A 19,400-nucleotide genomic window follows, 5' to 3' on the forward strand; every position below is an offset into this window, starting at 1 on the left:
TATATTTAGGTGTTGCATTTATATACTTTCGTTGTTATCATAGTTTTGTAAAGTACATATTTAGTTATATTCTTTATAGACTTTGTAACGTACAACGCACTTTAGGAGGTATGGCTTATGGAAGGAAATAGAACAAACAGCAACAAACTGCATTTTGGTATCTACAATCATGTTCTGACTGTAGATAACGATAAATTAGTAACTCGAAAACTGATAGTTCTCAAAGATGGAAAACTTCCGGTTGCTTTCACCAATTTCGATATGTTTGCTGGAGGCTCAGGAACTCCTCTGAAACATCTGGACAGCAACGATGGACCTCAGTACTTATATGTATGCAAGTTTCTCAATTATGTATTCTTTGAGAAATATTCCATTACGAAGCTGACAGATATAACAGCCGAAATGCTCATCTCTTTTTTAAAAGGCTATGGTTCATGCACTCTGCCAAATGATGATGAAAATACATCCAGAAGCAAATCCTCAGTGAACAGGTGTGTCAATTATGTTCTGAGCTTTGTACATGAACTGGAACGTCAGAATCACAAGACAAAAGTAGACTGGAAGAAGATCTACAGGAAAGTCAAGAAAATCAGTACAAAGGCAAGACGTGTCATAACGGAAGAACAGCTTGCGTTTGAGATTCGATACAAGGAAAACGTCAATGAAATATTCAGGGATATTACAGAAGAAGCTTTCCAGATCATTATGCAGGTGATCATAGACAGGCATACAAACATTCTGATGCTTGCTGCTCTGGGAGCTTTTGCAGGACTGAGACCTTCTGAAGCCTGCAATGTACGCCGAGAAGAATACGGCGGAATCTTTTTCGAGCTATTTGGCGATGAAATCTACAATATCGAAATCGACCTGACAAAAGAAGTTCGTCTACGCAGTGACGATGTACCTGTTGGCGGTATAAAAAAACACAGAAGACAAAAGGTATATCCAGCGTTTCTTGCCGAATTTCGAACGCTGTATGAAATCTATATGGATTTTATTGAAGGCAGAAAGTTTGAAACCGATTATGGTCCATTGACAACGAATCAATACGGCAAAGCTTACACATATAATGCCTATTTACGTGAATTTAAAAAGGTCATCTGTGAAGCCAGAGAAATAATGATTCACAGTGACAACCCGAGCACACAGCTTTACGGGCATATGCTGTACACTCATTCATTGACTCCGCATATATTCAGGCACTGGTTTACGGTAAAGCTTGTTCAGTTTGGTGAACAGCTTCCTACAATCATGAAATACAGAGGAGACAGAAGTCCAGAATCTGCCAACACCTATCTACAGAACAAGAGCGAGCTTATCAAACAGCTTGACAGTGTTGAAGATGAAATCTGGAGCTATAACACATGGAGGGTAAATAAAATTTATGGTCAATCTAACCCAGAAAATCAAGAATCTAGCACTACAGAATAACATTCCCTATCAGGACTGCACTGCAAAACTGACGGAATATTTCGTTTTCAACAACTGGTTCAATGACACTCCCAAAGTCATAAACAAAGAACTCTACATCTCGGATGAGACATGGAACAACAACGAAAATGAAATCGTCAGCTACTTCAGCTCATTCAACAAAACACCTGACCAGAAATATGAAAGGCTTATTCAGATGTTTGAAAAGGAATTCCCTGAGACTTTTGGGTATTTCAATAGATTCAAAAGAGATGTCACTGTTGACAGAAGCTCTATTATAAGTGTTCTGGATTTTATGCTTTATTACCTTCCTGGTGAGATTGCTTTTTCCAGCAACACAGAAATCAAGTATCTGTTAAAAGACGCATCAGAACACCTGAAAAGATGTGACGCCGAAGTGCTCGTTTTCTTCATCAACTGGCTGAGCGAAAGCCGAAGTATCCGAACCGCTTTTAATGGACTCTATCAGGTAAACAACTATTCAAAAGCCAAGAACAATGAAGCATATGACCTGAACTTCTATCTAAATGTTCTTTATCATATGCTGAACGCTGACTACATTTCAAAGAATCAGATGTATCTGAAAGCAGCCGAATCCAAGGATTTCATTGATACATGGCTCTTTATCTCACTGCATTTTCTATGTGCTTTGAGAACTACGGACTTACTGCGTTTTCCGCATCCCAAGCTTGCCTACTCTCCTGAAGAAGTATTAGAGAAAGTCAAAAAGGGCGAATTCACAGATGAAGATGCAAAACGTACACTGCTGTCCATAAATGTGTATTTAAATGCGGTCCAGCTGACTCCAAACAAGACGAAAGACTACTCTGGAATTTCGACCATTCATTTTCATGTACCTTCATCTCTGGAAGTGCATGTCGGTACTCTGTTTGCAATTGCCGAAGCACATTTTCAGCTGTCTGGAGCCGATGAAAGCCAGCCGCTGCTACGAGTTATCCGTGAATACAGAGATATTAAGAAAGCGATGGGCGATGAGATTGCAAATCTGTTCATCAAATCCAACTTCCACTGTCGTCAGGCAACCAAGTCATTCCTTCAGATGATTGAGTATCTGACAAGAGATGTAATTGCATCCAACAATGATTTCAACGTAAAAGGCTATGAATTAGCATCAAGAGCTCGTTCACACAAAGGAAGCTTTACAGAATTTGCAAATACGACACGAGTATACCTGCAAGACCAAAAAATGTCTGGATACACTGCCGATTTTGTTGCACACGAATTGCTGGAGCGTGGCGTACTTTCAAACATTGCCACAATGCTTCTGAAAATGCTGTACAAGGATAAATTCGAAGAACTTGGCGTAGAGAACCAGACAAAGCTGATAAAGGAACTCTCTATGTCTCCTTTGGAAATTGAAAACTCAATCGGCGTCATGCAAAGAGCGACGAATCAATCCAAACAGGCAGCAATCGAAATCATCAAAGCAGCAAACAAACAGGAGATTCTTGTCATTCTTCACCGTATCGGCAACGACGAGGCACTCTCTAAAACTGAAGGAAGCCTGTGCATCATGTCTGCTATGAAAAAGCAGTGCCCTTTCAAAGAAAAAAGCACATGTATTGGCTGTCAGTATGAAGTATCGACAAAAACGACCGTATTCCAGCTGGCACAAATGTCACTGGACCTTAAAAGCCAGTACGATAAAGCAACCACTCAAATTGAAAAAGACCGATTAAAGACAATCGTTACTCAAACCATTCTGCCTAAATTACAGGATGTCCTGCTATGTATCAAGGAAAACTACGGCGATACTGAATTCAGCATAATGAACAATCTAGTAAAGGAGCTAACTATAAATGAGCAGCAACAACGACAACAACATCAATAGAAACAACATCATCACATCAGTCATCATGATTCCCGAACTGAATGAATTTTCCTATAAGGAAGCTAAAAGACTGTTTCTAAGCTACAAGGAAAAAGGCGTTATCACAAGTGGGTACTTTGATGATAAAAGCTGGAGTGTAACAGATGAATACGCCAATTACGGATTGAACTTTGATTTAAAGAATATTGACTGTGATACATTTCTAAATACCATTGGTATCACAAAGCATGAATACATCAATTATGTAAAAACCTATACGATATTCAAGTTTGGCGAACTTGCCTTCACAACACTTCGGGATTTTGTTGGACAGCTAAAGCATTTCATCGCATCCTACGACTTTAACAAGCCAAGATTCGTTGATGATTACTACTATAATACGTGTAATCAAATCTCAGAGTTCTTTTCACTTATTAAAATCAGTGATGATTCGATTCAGGACAATCTTTTAAGAGCATTGGAAGATGTTCAGGACGATTTCAGAAAAAGAGCCCCAACACATCAGAGGACACTGGCATCCTTTGAATCCTATTTCAAATTCAACGACATTCTAAGCCGGTTCTGGGAAGAATCTACTGATGAGGATGAAAAGCTGTTCTACTTCCCTGTTTATTTGTGGTGGAATCTTTCTGGTGTTCTTCCTATGAGACCTCGTGAGTTTGTTCTGACTCCAAGAAACTGCCTGAAAAAATCAGGTGATTCATGGACGCTCACAATCGTCAAAGACAAATTAAAAGGAAGCAACAGGAAAGTATCGTATAAGATATCGACAGATTATGAAAGGGTTACGTATTCCGTTCCTGATAAGTTTGCCGATTTAATCAGCTGGTATCTGGAAGCTACGAAAAAGTATTCTGATAACAAACTGTACACACTCTTTATTGCTGATACGCACTATAGAAAGTGGGATAGGTGTATTCCCTACAACAGCCGCTATTTTACCTATCATAACCTTTGTACCTGTCTGAGATATTTCTTTGAACAGATTGTTTCAGAAAGATATGGATATCATATCGTTTATGACAAGTCCCTGCACAACCTGACTTCAAACGATATCGAATACATCTACCTTGGAGATACACGACATCTGGCTATGATCAATATCGTCATGGAAGGAGCTCCTCCTATGATTGCCTCTATTCTTGCAGGTCATGACAATACAAACATGACAGCATTTTATTTCAGCAATGTAGCTGAATATGTGGAATGTAAGGCAAGAAGACAGTATGTAAGGACGATTCAGGGCAAACAGACGTATTCAATCAGTAAACGATACAATCAGCCTTTGCTTGCCAAAAACTATATACCTCTTGGTGACAACCGGTTCTGCTGCAATCCACAGGTGGCAGAACACGACTTCTCGTACTGCCTGAATATCGCAGATGACAATGGATATATTGGCAGCTGTGAAAAATGCATCTATTACAGAAATTCAGGAACGAGCTTCAAAAAGACAGAAGAAAACATCCGAAACGATTTGCAGATTCAGCTGGCCACACTGAAGGATATCGTCCATGAATACAGAATGCATGAGAAGAATAAAGAAGATATCGAGCAGGCGGTTTTAAAGCTTCAAAACGCCGAGTATTCGTACAGACGATTCAAGATGGAACAGATGCTGCTGGAAAACACGGAAAAAGAAGAAAATGAAGGAGATGACTGATATATGGCACGACCTAGATTATTCACAGAAGACGAACTTATTGCTTTAATCAACGAATATTATCTGGAATATCCAAATAGGATGATTAAAACATCAGACCTTGAGCGATATGCAAGGACTCATGGACGCCCTAATTTCAAGGCGTATTCCATTCGACGCTGTCCAAAAGCCAAACAATATATTGACCAAATCAACGCCAGTAATCAGGTGACATTGGAAACGACAATCGTTACATGGAGACAGCTTGATGTCGATGCTTTTCTGAATCTGAACCGTTCAAGAAGTGACTTGAAAAATGCTCTCATTCAACGAGACAACTATTATGGCGAAGTATGCCGCAGTGCTGGAGAATTTCTCAGGGACAAAGAGCGTCTGGAAGCTAAAATCACTCGTATGAATTCTGAAATCAACAATTTAAAGAATCAGGTTGCTGAATTAGAGCAGATGAATACCAATAAAATCAATCGGTATTCACAGGAAATGCTTTCAAAAATGAAGAAGGTTCTGGATACGTATGTTTATCCAGATATCGCAAATGAGATTCTGAAAAAAGAAGGACTGGACTCTTTGTTTGGCCTGTACGTCAACCCTGAAAGTGTTGAATCAGAGCTGATTACTCCTGAATCAGTACTTGAAATCGGCGATAATCAAACCACCACTTCAGATGAAGACGATACAGTAGATTCTATTCAGGATCTGATGGGAGGTTTTGACGATGAGTAAGAAAAGAATCTTTGCGGAAGAACATCCTGAGTACCTGAAGTACTGGGATTTTGAAAAGAACACGCTCGATCCATACAAAATTGGACCGATGTGCAACGAAAAAGCCTACTGGAAATGCGAACATGGGCATCGGTTTGAACGTATAGTTTTTAATATGTCTAGAGGAAACACAACCTGTCCAGAATGCAAAAAGCGTTCAACAATGGTTATTTCAAAACCTGGAATCATGAAATTCTGGGATAAAGAAAAAAACACACTTGATCCTGAAATCACTCCTGCAAGAAGTAATGAATATGCCTGGTTTAAATGTCCTAAATGTGGATATTCATGGAGGACTCAGATATGTGGACGTTTAAGAACGGACAAATGTCCAGCATGCGAGACAAATAATGTTATAAGAAAAGGAGTAAATGACTTCCGAACAGTTTCCCCTCAACTCGCATTGGATACATCAGATGAATTGAATCCTGATATTGATTTAAATAAACTTGGAATAGGCTCAAAAACAAGAATCCATTGGAAATGTCATATATGTGGATTTGAATGGGATGCTCCTATTCATGGACGTGCACATCGCTATAATGGTAATAACGGAATCGCTGCTTGTCCTGCCTGTGCTAAAATCCGCAGAAAAGATGGATATGATGTTGATTATCCGGAACTAGTGCCTTTATATTCTCCAAATAATCCAATACCTTTAAACGAAGTACGAGGGGTAAAAGCAAAATTTTTATGGATTTGTCCAAAGCACGGTGAATATGAACAAAAACTTGGGCACATGATTCGTGCTTTAAAAAATGGTACTATAGGATGCCCATATTGTAACGGTTTTAAAGTCCGTCGTGAAGATAGTGCTGGAGCAAAAGCACCTGAACTAATCAAAGAGTGGGCCTCATCAAATGAATCAACCCTATATGAATATGCACCTAACTCCAAATATCTTGCTACTTGGTGTTGTCCTGACTGTAGAACAAAATGGAAAGCTCCTATCAATGTAAGAGTTCAAGGATATGGCAAATGTCCTACCTGTTATGGTAATAAGACATTTAAGGAACGATATCCTGAATTAGAAAAGTTTTATGCCAAAGATAACACGCTTCCTTATGAAGATGCTATTGTTTCTGATTATACTCCGAGAAACTGGATCTGTGAAAAAGGTCATGAATTCACGGCTTCATTTTACAAAATTCATGATCAAGGTTTTAGATGTCCTTATTGCGAAAATAAAAAAGCACTGAAAGGATACAATGACTTTGAACATCTTTATCCTGTACTTGCACAAGATTATGACGAAGAAAAGAATGGCAACAAAGCCAGTGAAGTTGTTGTTTCTTACCGAAATGTTTACTTTAAGTGTAAGAACGGTCATTCATTTGTACGGCCTATTATACGACATGTCGAATTAAATGGGCAATGTCCTATTTGCAGTGGAACTGTACTTAAAAAAGGTAGTAATGATTTAGCAACGATTTATCCAGCGGTAATTTTATTCTGGGATTATGAAAAGAATGAAAAAAGACCTGATCAAGTTTTAGCAACGCTTGACAATAGTTACCATTTTGTCTGTTCTAATGGTCATCATTTTAAATGCACATTACGAGAGCTCGTTGAAAATGATTTCCATTGTCCTGTCTGTGAAGGTAAACGTGTTGACCCAGAAAAAACTTCTCTTCAAGCTTTAAATCCAGAACTTGCTTCAGAATTTTCTGTAAATAATAAATCAACAGCAAGTCAGATTGCCTTTGATACAAGCAGAAAAGTATTATGGACATGCCCTACTTGTGGGGAAGATTACTTGTATCCTGTAAATGAACGTAAAATCGGCGATAATTCCTGTCCATATTGCAACCATACAAAATTAAAATCAGGAGTTAATGATTTAACGATTACCAACCCACAACTTGCCAGTGAATTTTCGCCTAGAAATGACAAAAAGGCAAATGAAGTTGGTGAATGGCAGGTATATGAAGTATATTGGATTTGTTCAAAATGTGGTACTGAATATTACGCTAAAATACGAGATCGAAGTGTTGGAGATGCTTCTTGTCCTGCTTGTGCTGGAAAAAGAGTTCAAGCTGGTTTCAACTCTTTTGCAGATGAACATCCTGATATAGCCAAAGACTGGTCTCCTGACAATGATAAGAAACCTACTGAAGTTCTATCAAACAGTTCTTATATAGCCGAATGGATTTGTTCAAAATGTGGTTATACATACAAAGCTACTATCAAAGATAGAGTCGCTAATGACAACCTATGTCCTGCTTGTGCTGGTAAAAAAGCCCAACCTGGTTTCAACTCTTTTGCAGATGAACATCCTGATATAGTCAAAGACTGGTCTCCTGACAATGATAAGAAACCTACTGAAGTTCTATCAAACAGTTCTTATATAGCCGAATGGATTTGTCCTACTTGTGGCTATACGTACAAAGCTTCTGTACGAGATAGAGTTGCATCAGGTGATTTATGCCCAGCCTGTGCTGGTAAAAAAGCTCAGGCAGGTTTTAACAGTTTATTAGACCTTTATCCTGAAATTCAAGATGAATGGGCTGAAAACGAAAACACTCTGCTAGGCATCTTCCCAGATGAGATTCTGCCTAGCAGTACTGCAAGAGTCTGGTGGGAGTGCAAAGACTGTGGACGAAAATATTTACTCAGCGTCAACATGTGGGTAGAGAAACACATTCGTGGAATGACTTCCTGTACATACTGTAGCGGTTTGAGAATGCGTGAAACTCATGTCCTGTTGTAAATAGGGTAGAGGGATAAAATAAAATTATCGCCCCTCCCGTTGAACCGTACGTACGGGTCTCGTATACGGCTCTACATTTATATCGAAACTATAACGAATCACAAAATCTCAAGATAGTAAATAAGGGGATTGACCAAACCTGGCCTATCTCCTTTCTTTATGCCTAGAACAGTAGGAGAAAGAAGAAAGTTTACGATATTTCCACAACTTCTCCTATACCATCCGAGTCTAGAGTTAGCACATTTAAATATATCTTCGTGGGTAAGATTACTTCTACATGCTTTATTTAGTTTCACAAGATTGTTGTATATAGTCATTGGCCTTTTCCATTGTTTAATGATGATACATCTAACTTTATGTCGCAACCATTGGCCAAATTTATCCAAGAATCCTTTGATACTTGAGATTTTAAAATATTGTATCCAACCTCTGACCATTTGATTCAATTTTTCAAATGTAACTGATAGAGGTCTTGAAACTGCATGTTTTCTTTCCATCCATTTCTGAATATTTGAGTACAGACGTTTCTTCCTATCTTTAGTAGGAGTACATTTCCACACTGTTCTAGCTTTGTAAAATGTAAAACCAAGAAATTGACCTTTAGTTGGTCTAACTACTTTAGTCTTTGTTGCACTAACCTTCAAGAATAGTTTTCTTTCTAGCCACGATGTCACTGATTTCATTACACGATTTGCACTCATTTCACTTTTAACGAAAATGATACAGTATAGTCGGCATACCTAGCGAAGCGAAGATTTCTAGATTCTAGCTCCTTATCAAACTTGTCTAAATAGATGTTTGAAAGAATTACACTAATTGGACCACCTTGTGGTGTTCCAATAGTAGAACTACTTACTAGTCCTTTATCCAAAATTCCTGCTTGCAGATAAGCTCGTATCAAATGTAATGTTTTACTATCATTGACACGCTCTCTTAAGATTGAAATTAATTTATCATGATTTACTGTGTCGAAGAATTTCTCAATATCCAGGTCAACAATCCATTCATAGCCTTCATTTAGATAGCTAAGCACTTCTTCCATCGCCATGTGTGCACTACGATTTGGTCTAAAGCCATAACTGTGTTCACTAAATACGGGTTCATAGATTTCACTTAGCACTTGTAACATAGCTTGTTGGATTACTCGGTCTACAACGGTTGGTATACCCAATGGTCTTTGTTTGCCATTTGGCTTAGGAATATAGACTCTTTTGACGGGCATGGGCTTGTATTGTTTATTCAAAATTTTGGAAATTAGGTCTTCCTTATATTGATTAAACCACTCCTCAACCTCTTGCACAGTCATTTTATCCACTCCTGGTGCACCTTTGTTCTTCTTGACCTTTCGGATTGCTTTCTGTAGATTCTCTTCACTTAAAATCTTTTCAATCAATTCCATTTGCTGCTCCTCCTTCTATCTGTAAATTTATCTGGAAACATCCCAATTACCTTTACCATCTATGGTTACGTTCCATAGTTCTAGGCTATTCTCATATTCGGACTATCCAAACATTGCTAATAGAGATTCGCACTCTATAAACGTTTCAGTCCTTCAGTATTGCTACCTACTATGACTTCATCTGAATTCTCATGGTTAACCTTTTTCGCTACAAGGGTACTATCACTGATTTTAAAGTTTACTAGAATTCCTTGTCCATGAGACCTCCCGGGGTAAGACATGGGTCCTATTTCTTTCACAACGTCTTGATTTACTGTCTTGGTTTTACGTTTACCTTTTGGACTTCGATTTGTAATGCAATCTCATCCACCATTTAGCCTCATCAAGTTTCTGTGCGTACGCTCAAAAGAATTGCTACACCACTTCCTTCACCCATGACATCACTGCCAACGGCTTGTGGTTCACTACACTTGGCGGTAACTACCCATGGTTGGTTTAACTCCAACTGAACTCATGCCATGCCCGGCACACGCAAAAAAAAGGTATGAATTCTTCTTGAACTCATACTTTTTTTGTGGGTTTTGTTCATTTTAACAATTTTTGCCTGAATTTTAGATTTAAGTTATCATGGGGGTTTTGTTCATTTTTTCCAAAATTCCTCATTTTTTGAATTTAAGTTTACATGGGGGTTTTGTTCAAATTTTGTACAAAACCACCTAAAAATTTTTTTCAGTTACTTTTCACGAATTTCTCATCTCATTAACGATTTACATGAACATAGCCAATAAATGGTTGCCCACATGCTACACTTGTTAAAACAGTTTGGTTACCTAGCCATCCACCATGAACAGCTTGATTATTACCGACATATAATGCAACATGCCCTTGATATACACAAATATCACCTGGAACTGGATTATTTGTCAATGTACCTAAACTTAAATAAGCTGTGGGTGCCCCATGGAAATGAATTCCAACGGCAGCTAAAGAATTTGTGACTAACATTGTACAATCTTGATATACACCAATCTGAGCTAATGCAGCATCCGCAATTTTTTGATAAAAACTCTTTTCAACATGAACTGTAATATTTTTTTCACTCACATTACCAGCTGTATCTTTGGCTTTAATCGTTGTTGTGAATGTTCCTACATCAGCCGTATTGATATTGTCCGTTAATTGAATCGTTCCTTCTTCATTTAAAGAAACATAGCTATTGATATCGAAAACTTCATTTTGTTCAACTGTAAGAACATCTTCACAAGTAATTTCAGGAGCTGTAGTATCTTGTACTTTTACTTTTACTTCAGCACTATGTTTTTCACTTGTTTGTTTATTTTCTCCCTCAATAGAAATAGTTTGTTTTCCAATTGTATCAATATCTAAATCTTTAACTTTTACCTTATAATTCTTTGATTCATATACAGAAACATTTTTTGTTTTCTTCTTAAATTCTACATTCGCATATTTTTTATGTAATTCTTTTTTAAATACAGATTTCATGGAATCTGCATCTTGATATTCGACTTTATAAGCTGGTGTGTTTTCTTTTGCTGCAACATTTGTAACGCCTCCAAATGTAGATGTAGCAATAATCAAACTTACGAATGCTTGGACTAATTTTTTCATAGTTATGGGCCTCCTCCTTGCTCACACAATTAAAGAGGCTACACTATTTAGTCCAAAGTGTCAAAAGAATACCCGTATTTCCCACAATTTAACATATTAATTTGTTTTAATTTGCCATTATTAACAAGTCTGTCCCATTTTTTTGCACTTTTTAGTAGAAATAAAAACTACAAAAAGGACCTGAACAAGTTAATGTTGTCCAAGTCCAATACTAGCTATAATACGTTTTGAAACTTATACCGCACTTTAAATTATTGTAGATAAAATTCACCTAACTCCACCAAAATTTATAATGCTAGTACAAGTTATTGATTGTCAGACTCTGCTTGTCTGCTTTTTAAGATTTCCTTTGCTTCTTTAACAGTGATTGCACTCGAATCCGTTTCACTATTCAAGCAGATCTCTTCATCCCCGTTTTGTAAGTAAGCTTCTCCACCTAGAAAGCCATCTCCTAATGGGATCACTTTTTCATCATCATCACATCCAGGAAAATAGCCTACATCCTCATTTGCTTCATTCACTTCTTCAACATTGACCGGTTCTTCACTCGATCTTGCAAAAGCTGGATAAGCTGTAACAGCAACTAAACCAATAAACAAAGGAATCAATAGTCGAATCTTTTTCATTGTTTCACCTCCCATCCATTAATCTTCATCCTCTAAATATGATGCTTTTTCAATTTCTTTTGCCTGCTTCACTGTGATAATTCGATCCCCATCCTGTAAATCAGATTTATCCACATCTGAACCATCTTCATTCAGTAAATAGCCACCATCTTTTACTAGAATAATATGCTGACTATTCTTCAATCCTTTAAATTTAAAATCCACATATTGTTGAGCCTGTACCTTTGAATCGGCATCAACATTTATAGTAGGACCTTCTACTTGGATAGGCTCATGATAACTAGCTGCAAATGCTTTAAAGGTACAAACTGTTACAACAGCAGATAAACATAAAATGTGCATTGTTCTCTTTTTCATAAGTCTTTTCCTCCTTCTTTTTTTGCGAAAACGTTTCCTATCTTCATTATATTCCGATTGCATATTTTTGCAAGCGTTTCGTGTTTTAATTTATATTGCAAATTTTTGAAACAATGTTAGAATTATATTGGGTGATAATTATGATACAACTAACAAAAAAAGAAAGAAGTGTTATGGACATTCTATGGGACAGTCACATTGAAATGTCAGCAAGTGAAATTAGAGAAACCTCTAATGAAGAATTGAGTATTTACACTATCCAACAAGCTTTGCGCCATTTATTAGAAATACGTTTTATTGAAGTGTACGACATTGCCTTCAACAACAAATCTTTAACACGTAAGTATAAACCACTCGTATCACAAGCTGAATATGTAGATTCTTTTATCAACAATGATACAAGACTTCAATTAGCCAGTAACTTTGTCAATAATACGGATGATTTAGAAGAATTAGAAAAACTTCAAAAACTCATCGAGAAAAAATTAAGAGCATTAAAATGACATTTTCCTTGACTTCATTCTTTTCCGGATTATGCAGTGTTACTTTATTCATAATGTGTTTTGGATTTATACTACGACATAAAAAGGCATATAAATACTTTCGTACAGATGCACTCTTATTAATCATATGTCTGATTTTTATTCGCTTACTGTTTCCGTTTGAACATAAACACATGATCTATATTCCAATCCAAAAAGTAATGAATCCACTTTTGGATTTCTTCGATCAAACATATATAGTAAAGCTTTTGATCTTATTGTGGCTTATAGGAAGTGTAATCTTTTTGATCTACTTCATAAAAGATTATATTCATACAGAATATATCTACAAAAAAATAATGAAGCAAAGCCAAATTGTTGGATATAGACAATCTTATCCTGTATACAAATCAAATTTGATCTATGGACCTTGTGTGATTGGATTACACAAAACTATTTTACTTCCTGAAATTGACTTTTCAGAATCGGATTTAAATTCAATCCTCGCACATGAAAGTTACCACATCAAGAAGAATCACAATCTAATCAAAGGCATATTAAATATTATTTGCTGCATATACTGGTGGTTTATCCCCATATATTTCTTCAAAAAATATATTTTCCTATATTTAGAAATGAAAACTGATGATTCTATAATCCAAAATCTTGATGAAAAAGAAAGCTTTGCCTATATGCAGACTCTGATTCAAATTCAGAGGCAATCCTCTCAGAAATCATTCACGTCCTATATTTCTTCAAACGGATTCATTCTTAATTACCGAATCCATTACATGATGAAAGGATTACACAAAAAGAAAACAAATACTGTTATTTTGGTTTCAACTATATTGATCTGTTTCTTATCTACCTTTATAAACATTTCTGGATATTATACAAATACTGAGTTAACAGAAAATACATTTGAAATCACAAATGCAAATGCGTATATATTTGAAAACAAAAACAATCCTCCATCCTTATTATTTTATTTAGATAATCAATATATCTTAGGTGGATATACCAACTTAAAAGAAATACAAGACGAACAAAAACTACCAACATACAAAGATCTTGGAAAAACCCGAAACATTCAATCAATCACAAATACACAGAATACAGTCATCAAGAATTCAAAACAAACTACTTACCGATGGAAATATAAATTAGAAGATGGTTATGTATACAGAAGGCTATATAATGCATGTAAAAACACTTGGGTTTCCGATTGGATGTCAGCCTGAAATTTATAACGAAGATTACCACAGTCTTCGTTTTTTTATTCAACAAGGATAACTTACGCATTAAAATGCCTGAAAAAAAGGACCCAGACAAATAAAACGTTGTCCAAGTCCAATATCAGCTATAAATAGTTTTGGGATATATGCCTCCTGTTAAAATTTTGGAGAGCAAATTCACCTAACCACATCCAAATTTATTGCGCCGCTCCAATCGATTAATATTCTAACTTTTTAACTTTTTCCCAAGTAAATTGAGGATCACCAAAGTGTCCATAGCATGATGTTTTGTGGTAAACTGGCTTTCTTAAATCCAATTCTGAAATGATGTTTCCTACTTCAAAATTGAAGTTTTTCTTAACGATTTCTAATAGTTTTTCATCATCAAATTTACCTGTTCCAAAAGTATCTACACATAAAGATACAGGTTGTGCTTTACCAATTGCGTACGCAACTTCAACTTCACAACGACGAGCTAAGCCATTGGCAACAATGTTTTTAGCTACATAACGAGAGTAGTAAGCCGCACTACGGTCTACTTTTGTAGGGTCTTTACTAGAGAAGCATCCTCCTCCAATACGTCCACGTCCACCATATGTATCACATACGATTTTACGTCCTGTAGTTCCTGAATCTCCCCATGATCCACCTACAACGAAGCTTCCAGATGGGTTGATGAAATATTTTGTGTTTTCATCTAAGTATTTTTCATCAATACAAGGTTTGATGACTTCATTCATAATCAATTCTTTAATTTCTTCTTGCGTAATGTCTTTTGAGTGTTGAGTAGAAACTACGATTGTATCAATACGTTTGATTTCATCATTTTCATATTCAACAGATACCTGTGTTTTTCCATCTGGCTTTAACAAATCTGGATGTTGTCTTCTAACTTTTGTCAATTGACGAGCTAAAAGGTGTGCATAGTAGATTGTTAATGGCATGTACTCATCATTTTCATCACATGCATATCCAAACATAATACCTTGGTCACCAGCACATACTTCATCACGGTTTACGGCATTGTGAATTTCAGGACTTTGTTGGTTTACAACAGTATGTACATGATATTCTTCAGTATATCCAATACGTTTGATTTCATTTAATGCGATTGTTTCATAATCCAATTCTGCTTTTGTATTACATTCACCATAAATCAATACAAAATCATCTTTGATTGTACATTCAACAGCCATATTTGAATATGGATCTTGAGCTAATGCAGCATCTACGATCGCATCGGCAATTTGGTCACAAATTTTATCTGGATGACCTTCAGTAACACTTTCACTTGTAAAAATATAGTCTTTCATTTTGTCTCCTCTTCTCTTGCTTATCCATAAAAAAACATACTTTAAGAAGTATGTTACAAATCTTTATACTTCTTATCGCTGTTAGCAGGACCACCTTAACATATTGTCAGGTTGGCGTGAAGTCAACGAGCTAACTCTCTACTTCAACTCTGGATAATTTTTTTACGCATAAAGATTAAAACATGAAACTACAAATAATGCAAGAAATTCATCATTATAATTATACACATATCAAAAAATGGCTAAATTGTATAGCCATTTCTTTCTAATATCCTAATACTTCATCCACTAAAATGACATGAATACGATCAGGTTCCATACTGTTTCTTGTGATAACCAATTGGTCGCAAATACAACCTTGGGCTAAACAATTTGCACAACTACCCGTAACTTGACACGGCCTATTTCCAGCAAATCGTTGACTGTTAATTGGTGCAGCTATATTTCTTACGCGAGAAATTGCACTCTCTACATCTTTTGTGACCTTATTCATACCTACAATCATTATTATATGTTTAGGCCCAAAACATAAACATGACACACGATTACAATGCCCATCCATATTGACTAAAATTCCATCTTCTGTCATGGCATTCGTACTCATTAAATAGTAGTCTGTATAAAAACAATCTCTTTCTAATTTATACTTTTCTTCAGCATCCCTAGCTTTATCACGATCGATAACTTTAAAATTTCTTTTATATAGTTCTTCCTTGATTCCTATTTTATTTAAAGTATCTGAGCCTCCCCAACCTACACTTGTACCTGGTTTCATAATTTCAAATGCTAAATCCAAAGCTTCTTGTTTCGAATGCACATAATATCCATTCATATGTCTATTTTTTAAGCCTTGAATCACTTTTTTAGATAATAAATCATTTCGTTTTGTGATCATTTTTTACACCTCGATCCATTCTATTCTATTTACTACAATTGATGTTGGACGATCTTTCTTGCCTTGAATCAAACAAATACGATCTTTTTGAATGTTTTCTTTTTGTTGTTCATACAAACGAGGCATGATAACTGCATCCATTTTACCGGCTTCATCCTCTACGCTCATAAAGCACATCCAATCCCCTTTTTTTGTCTTATGTGTTCTAAAAGATGCCACACGCACTAAAATATTCATATATCCATCTCTATTTACCGCATTCAATAATGGAATGCAATTTGGATATTTATGCATACGTAAAGATTGTACAGGATGCTCACTTACATAAAAGCCATATACATATTGTTCTTTTTGCGCTTTTTGAATTGGATTCTCTTTAATTCTTTGAATGCCCGGACGAGACACAATACTAAAATCAAAACGTAAATCATTAGGATCTTCGATTCGTACAATATTTACATAATCCATCAGTTTTCTTAAATTCTCATTTAAAGTTGCTCGATTATATCCAAAACAATCCAACGCGCCTCCATCAATTAAGATACGAATTGTAGATTCATTGATTTTATACATACTTGCCTTAGCCAAAAAATCAAATAAATCTGTATACGGCACATGTTCAATAATTGTTGGATAAATCGTCTTTCCTACACCCTTTAAGACTTGTAACGGCATACGAATTGAATTTTGTTCAATCGTATAGAAAGCCTTTGAATGATTAATATCGCATCCATTCACAACAATATTTCTTCTTTTACATTCATAAATATATTGCGAAGTTTTTATACCTGAACCAATGACACTATTTAATAGGCTCTGATAAAAATATAAAGGATAATTTGCCTTTAAATAAGCCATTTGATAAGCGACTAAACTATAAGCATAACTATGTGATTTATTAAATCCATAACCTGCAAATTGTTCCATTATAGAAAATATCTCATTGGAAACAGAATCTTTGATACGATTCTTTCGTGCACCTAAAATAAATTGTTCCTTTAAATTCTGCATAACATCCAATTTCTTTTTCGACATCGCCTTACGCAAAGTATCGGCTTGCGCCAAACTAAATCCACCAATTACTTGGGCTGTCTGCATAACTTGTTCCTGATAGATCATGATCCCATAGGTTTCTTTTAAAATAGGCTCTAATAAAGGATGTGGATATACAACTTTTGAAGGATCCTTTTTTCTTTCAATATATGTATCAATATGTTGCATCGCTCCAGGACGATATAAAGCAAGGACTACACTAATATCCTCAATTTTATTGGGTTGTATCTTTTGGAGTAAAGTTGTAATTCCACTAGACTCCAATTGAAATACACCAAGTGTATTTCCAAGGGATAATAGTTGATATGTTTTCGCATCCTTTAAATTGATTTTCATCATATCTAAAGAAATATGTTTCTGTTCTTTTAGATTTGTGACAATTTCATGAATCGTTGTTAGATTACGAATTCCCAAAAAATCCATTTTGATCAAACCTAAATCTTCAAGATATTCTGCCGTAAATTGTGTAGCTTGTATATCTCCATCCACACTTACAAGAGGACAAACATTCACAATAGGCTGATCTGAAAGGACAATTCCTGCCGCATGCAAAGATGTATGGCGTGGTAATCCTTCAATACTTACACACATCTGAAATAATTCAATCAATTTTTGATCTGATTGAATCCTTTTTCGAAATAAAGCATTATCATTATAAGCCTGCATTAACGTAATTTTAGGCGTATTCTTTAACATTTTTGAAAGCTCATCCACAATTCTTGCCGGAATATTCATCACACGTCCTACATCACGAATAGCTTGTCTTGCTTGTAATGTATTGAATGTTACAATATGACTCACATGATCCTGTCCATAGAGTTTGCGAACATATCGAATGACTTCATCTCTTCTGTCATCTGGAAAATCCGTATCGATATCGGGCATAGAAATACGTGATGGATTTAAAAATCTTTCAAACAACAAATTATTTTGAATTGGATCAATATGCGTAATACCAAGACAATATGCAACTAAAGAACCTGCTGCACTACCACGTCCTGGACCCACAAATATATCTTTACTTCTGGCATATCGGATAAAGTCCCAGACAATCAAAAAATAATCAGTAAATCCCATATTGATAATGACACTCAATTCATATTCTAGACGATTCATATAAACTGCATCTAGATTCCCGTTTAATCGTTTTTCTAATCCCTTTTTACAAAGCTTCACCAAATAATCACTAGAATCAATATGCAGCTTATTTTCAAACACTGGAAGCTTTGATTTTTGAAACGCCATTTGAACATTGCACATTCTTGCGATTTGTTCTGTAGCCAACAAATCACATTCATCATACAACGCTTCCATTTCTTGTGGACTTCTTAAATATCTTTGAAATTGAACATCTAAGCCTTGGTTTTCTATACTTGTTTGTTTAGCAATAGCTCTTAATGCTTGTAATGACTTTACATCTTCACTCTTCTCATAAAGAATACGCGACAGTGCTACACACTTACAATCAAGTTGTTTCAAAATCTTATTGTCGACTCTTTTTTTTCCTGAATCATTCATAGATATGGAAACATAAAAATCCGAAAAAGAATTTTTACATAGTTCTACAAACGCACTTAACTTTTCTAAATCCTGATGTTCAATATATGCACTAAATGTATCTTTTCCATCACTTGAAGTAAGGACAACACAATCTTTGGCATACTTTATAACTTCATCAAAAGATACATTTTCTTTTATGATCGAACTTAATTTATATAAATTCTGTAGACCCATATCATTCTTCGCTAGAAGAATAAAATGAAAGGGCTCTTCATTATAGATGGAATCAACTTCTAAACCAATAATCGCATGAACATTATGTTTTTTACATAGTTGATAGAACTCCATCGTTCCATACATCACATTATGATCGGTTAAACAAACATGATTATATCCGAGTTGTTTTTGATGAAGAATCATACTTTCTAAACGAATTGGCGATTCCAATAAAGAATATGAACTTCGCATATGTAAGTGAACCATAGAATACCAC

General features: G+C 35.7%; 15 protein-coding genes and 1 pseudogene. 8 read left to right on the forward strand and 8 right to left on the reverse strand.

The window, feature by feature from the left end; genetic code table 11:
- The first annotated feature begins 117 nt into the window (after nt 1–117).
- The 5 genes from EUBIFOR_RS09755 to EUBIFOR_RS09775 are packed head-to-tail and all read left to right on the forward strand — an operon-like array spanning nt 118 to nt 8,418.
- A complete protein-coding gene (locus EUBIFOR_RS09755) occupies nt 118–1,431 on the forward strand; it encodes a tyrosine-type recombinase/integrase (RefSeq protein ID WP_003865878.1) in 1,314 nt (437 codons plus the stop codon).
- Nucleotides 1,385–3,283 carry a hypothetical protein gene (locus EUBIFOR_RS09760; RefSeq protein ID WP_003865879.1) on the forward strand — a complete coding sequence of 633 codons (1,899 nt, stop codon included), beginning with the start codon at nt 1,385–1,387 and terminating at the stop codon, nt 3,281–3,283. Before EUBIFOR_RS09755 ends, EUBIFOR_RS09760 begins: the two co-directional genes overlap by 47 nt.
- Nucleotides 3,252–4,946 (forward strand): hypothetical protein, encoded by a 1,695-nt coding sequence (locus tag EUBIFOR_RS09765; RefSeq protein WP_040466451.1) that lies wholly within the window; start codon nt 3,252–3,254, stop codon nt 4,944–4,946. Before EUBIFOR_RS09760 ends, EUBIFOR_RS09765 begins: the two co-directional genes overlap by 32 nt.
- A 3-nt stretch (nt 4,947–4,949) precedes the next feature.
- Nucleotides 4,950–5,669 carry a JHBP domain-containing protein gene (locus EUBIFOR_RS09770; protein WP_003865881.1) on the forward strand — a complete coding sequence of 240 codons (720 nt, stop codon included), beginning with the start codon at nt 4,950–4,952 and terminating at the stop codon, nt 5,667–5,669.
- A complete protein-coding gene (locus EUBIFOR_RS09775; RefSeq protein ID WP_003865882.1) occupies nt 5,662–8,418 on the forward strand; it encodes a zinc-ribbon domain-containing protein in 2,757 nt (918 codons plus the stop codon). Before EUBIFOR_RS09770 ends, EUBIFOR_RS09775 begins: the two co-directional genes overlap by 8 nt.
- Before the next feature lie 98 nt (nt 8,419–8,516).
- On the opposite strand, the gene EUBIFOR_RS13295 is transcribed toward EUBIFOR_RS09775, so the two are convergent.
- From EUBIFOR_RS13295 to EUBIFOR_RS09795, 5 genes are all read right to left on the reverse strand, one after another.
- Entirely contained in the window at nt 8,517–9,119 is a 603-nt protein-coding gene (locus EUBIFOR_RS13295) for a group II intron maturase-specific domain-containing protein (RefSeq protein ID WP_003865883.1), read from the reverse strand.
- On the reverse strand, nt 9,116–9,817 hold the full coding sequence (gene ltrA, locus EUBIFOR_RS13300; protein ID WP_003865884.1) for a group II intron reverse transcriptase/maturase: 702 nt from the start codon (nt 9,815–9,817) through the stop codon (nt 9,116–9,118). The genes EUBIFOR_RS13295 and ltrA overlap by 4 nt, the downstream gene beginning before the upstream one ends.
- A gap of 759 nt (nt 9,818–10,576) precedes the next feature.
- Nucleotides 10,577–11,446: an NlpC/P60 family protein gene (locus tag EUBIFOR_RS12240; RefSeq protein WP_003865887.1), complete on the reverse strand. Its 870-nt coding sequence runs from the start codon at nt 11,444–11,446 to the stop codon at nt 10,577–10,579.
- A gap of 305 nt (nt 11,447–11,751) precedes the next feature.
- Complete coding sequence (locus EUBIFOR_RS09790) at nt 11,752–12,072, reverse strand: hypothetical protein (protein WP_147587418.1); 321 nt, start codon at nt 12,070–12,072, stop codon at nt 11,752–11,754.
- An 18-nt stretch (nt 12,073–12,090) separates the two neighbouring features.
- Nucleotides 12,091–12,429: a hypothetical protein gene (locus EUBIFOR_RS09795; protein WP_040466452.1), complete on the reverse strand. Its 339-nt coding sequence runs from the start codon at nt 12,427–12,429 to the stop codon at nt 12,091–12,093.
- Nucleotides 12,430–12,569: 140 nt separating this feature from the next.
- On the opposite strand from EUBIFOR_RS09795, the gene EUBIFOR_RS09800 reads away from it, so the two are divergent.
- From EUBIFOR_RS09800 to EUBIFOR_RS13305, 3 genes and pseudogenes are all read left to right on the forward strand, one after another.
- Complete coding sequence (locus EUBIFOR_RS09800; protein WP_244264173.1) at nt 12,570–12,932, forward strand: BlaI/MecI/CopY family transcriptional regulator; 363 nt, start codon at nt 12,570–12,572, stop codon at nt 12,930–12,932.
- Between the two features lie 200 nt (nt 12,933–13,132).
- Nucleotides 13,133–13,639, forward strand: a pseudogene (locus EUBIFOR_RS13585) (M56 family metallopeptidase); the annotation flags it as partial.
- Nucleotides 13,640–13,702: 63 nt separating this feature from the next.
- The gene (locus EUBIFOR_RS13305) at nt 13,703–14,152 is read left to right on the forward strand and encodes a hypothetical protein (RefSeq protein ID WP_244264174.1); all 450 of its coding nucleotides are present in this window, start codon (nt 13,703–13,705) and stop codon (nt 14,150–14,152) included.
- Between the two features lie 212 nt (nt 14,153–14,364).
- Here the strand turns inward: EUBIFOR_RS13305 and metK are convergent, their stop codons facing one another.
- The 3 genes from metK to EUBIFOR_RS09820 all read right to left on the reverse strand — a co-directional run bounded on the left by metK (nt 14,365) and on the right by EUBIFOR_RS09820 (nt 19,390).
- Nucleotides 14,365–15,459, reverse strand: coding sequence for a methionine adenosyltransferase (gene metK / locus EUBIFOR_RS09810; RefSeq protein ID WP_003865892.1), 1,095 nt, complete (start codon nt 15,457–15,459; stop codon nt 14,365–14,367).
- Nucleotides 15,460–15,724: 265 nt separating this feature from the next.
- Nucleotides 15,725–16,354: a lactate utilization protein gene (locus EUBIFOR_RS09815; protein WP_003865893.1), complete on the reverse strand. Its 630-nt coding sequence runs from the start codon at nt 16,352–16,354 to the stop codon at nt 15,725–15,727.
- Nucleotides 16,355–16,357: 3 nt separating this feature from the next.
- The gene (locus EUBIFOR_RS09820; protein ID WP_040466454.1) at nt 16,358–19,390 is read right to left on the reverse strand and encodes a DNA polymerase III subunit alpha; all 3,033 of its coding nucleotides are present in this window, start codon (nt 19,388–19,390) and stop codon (nt 16,358–16,360) included.
- Between the last annotated feature and the right edge of the window lie 10 nt (nt 19,391–19,400).

The organism is Holdemanella biformis DSM 3989, assembly GCF_000156655.1.
GTDB lineage: Bacteria > Bacillota_I > Bacilli_A > Erysipelotrichales > Erysipelotrichaceae > Holdemanella > Holdemanella biformis.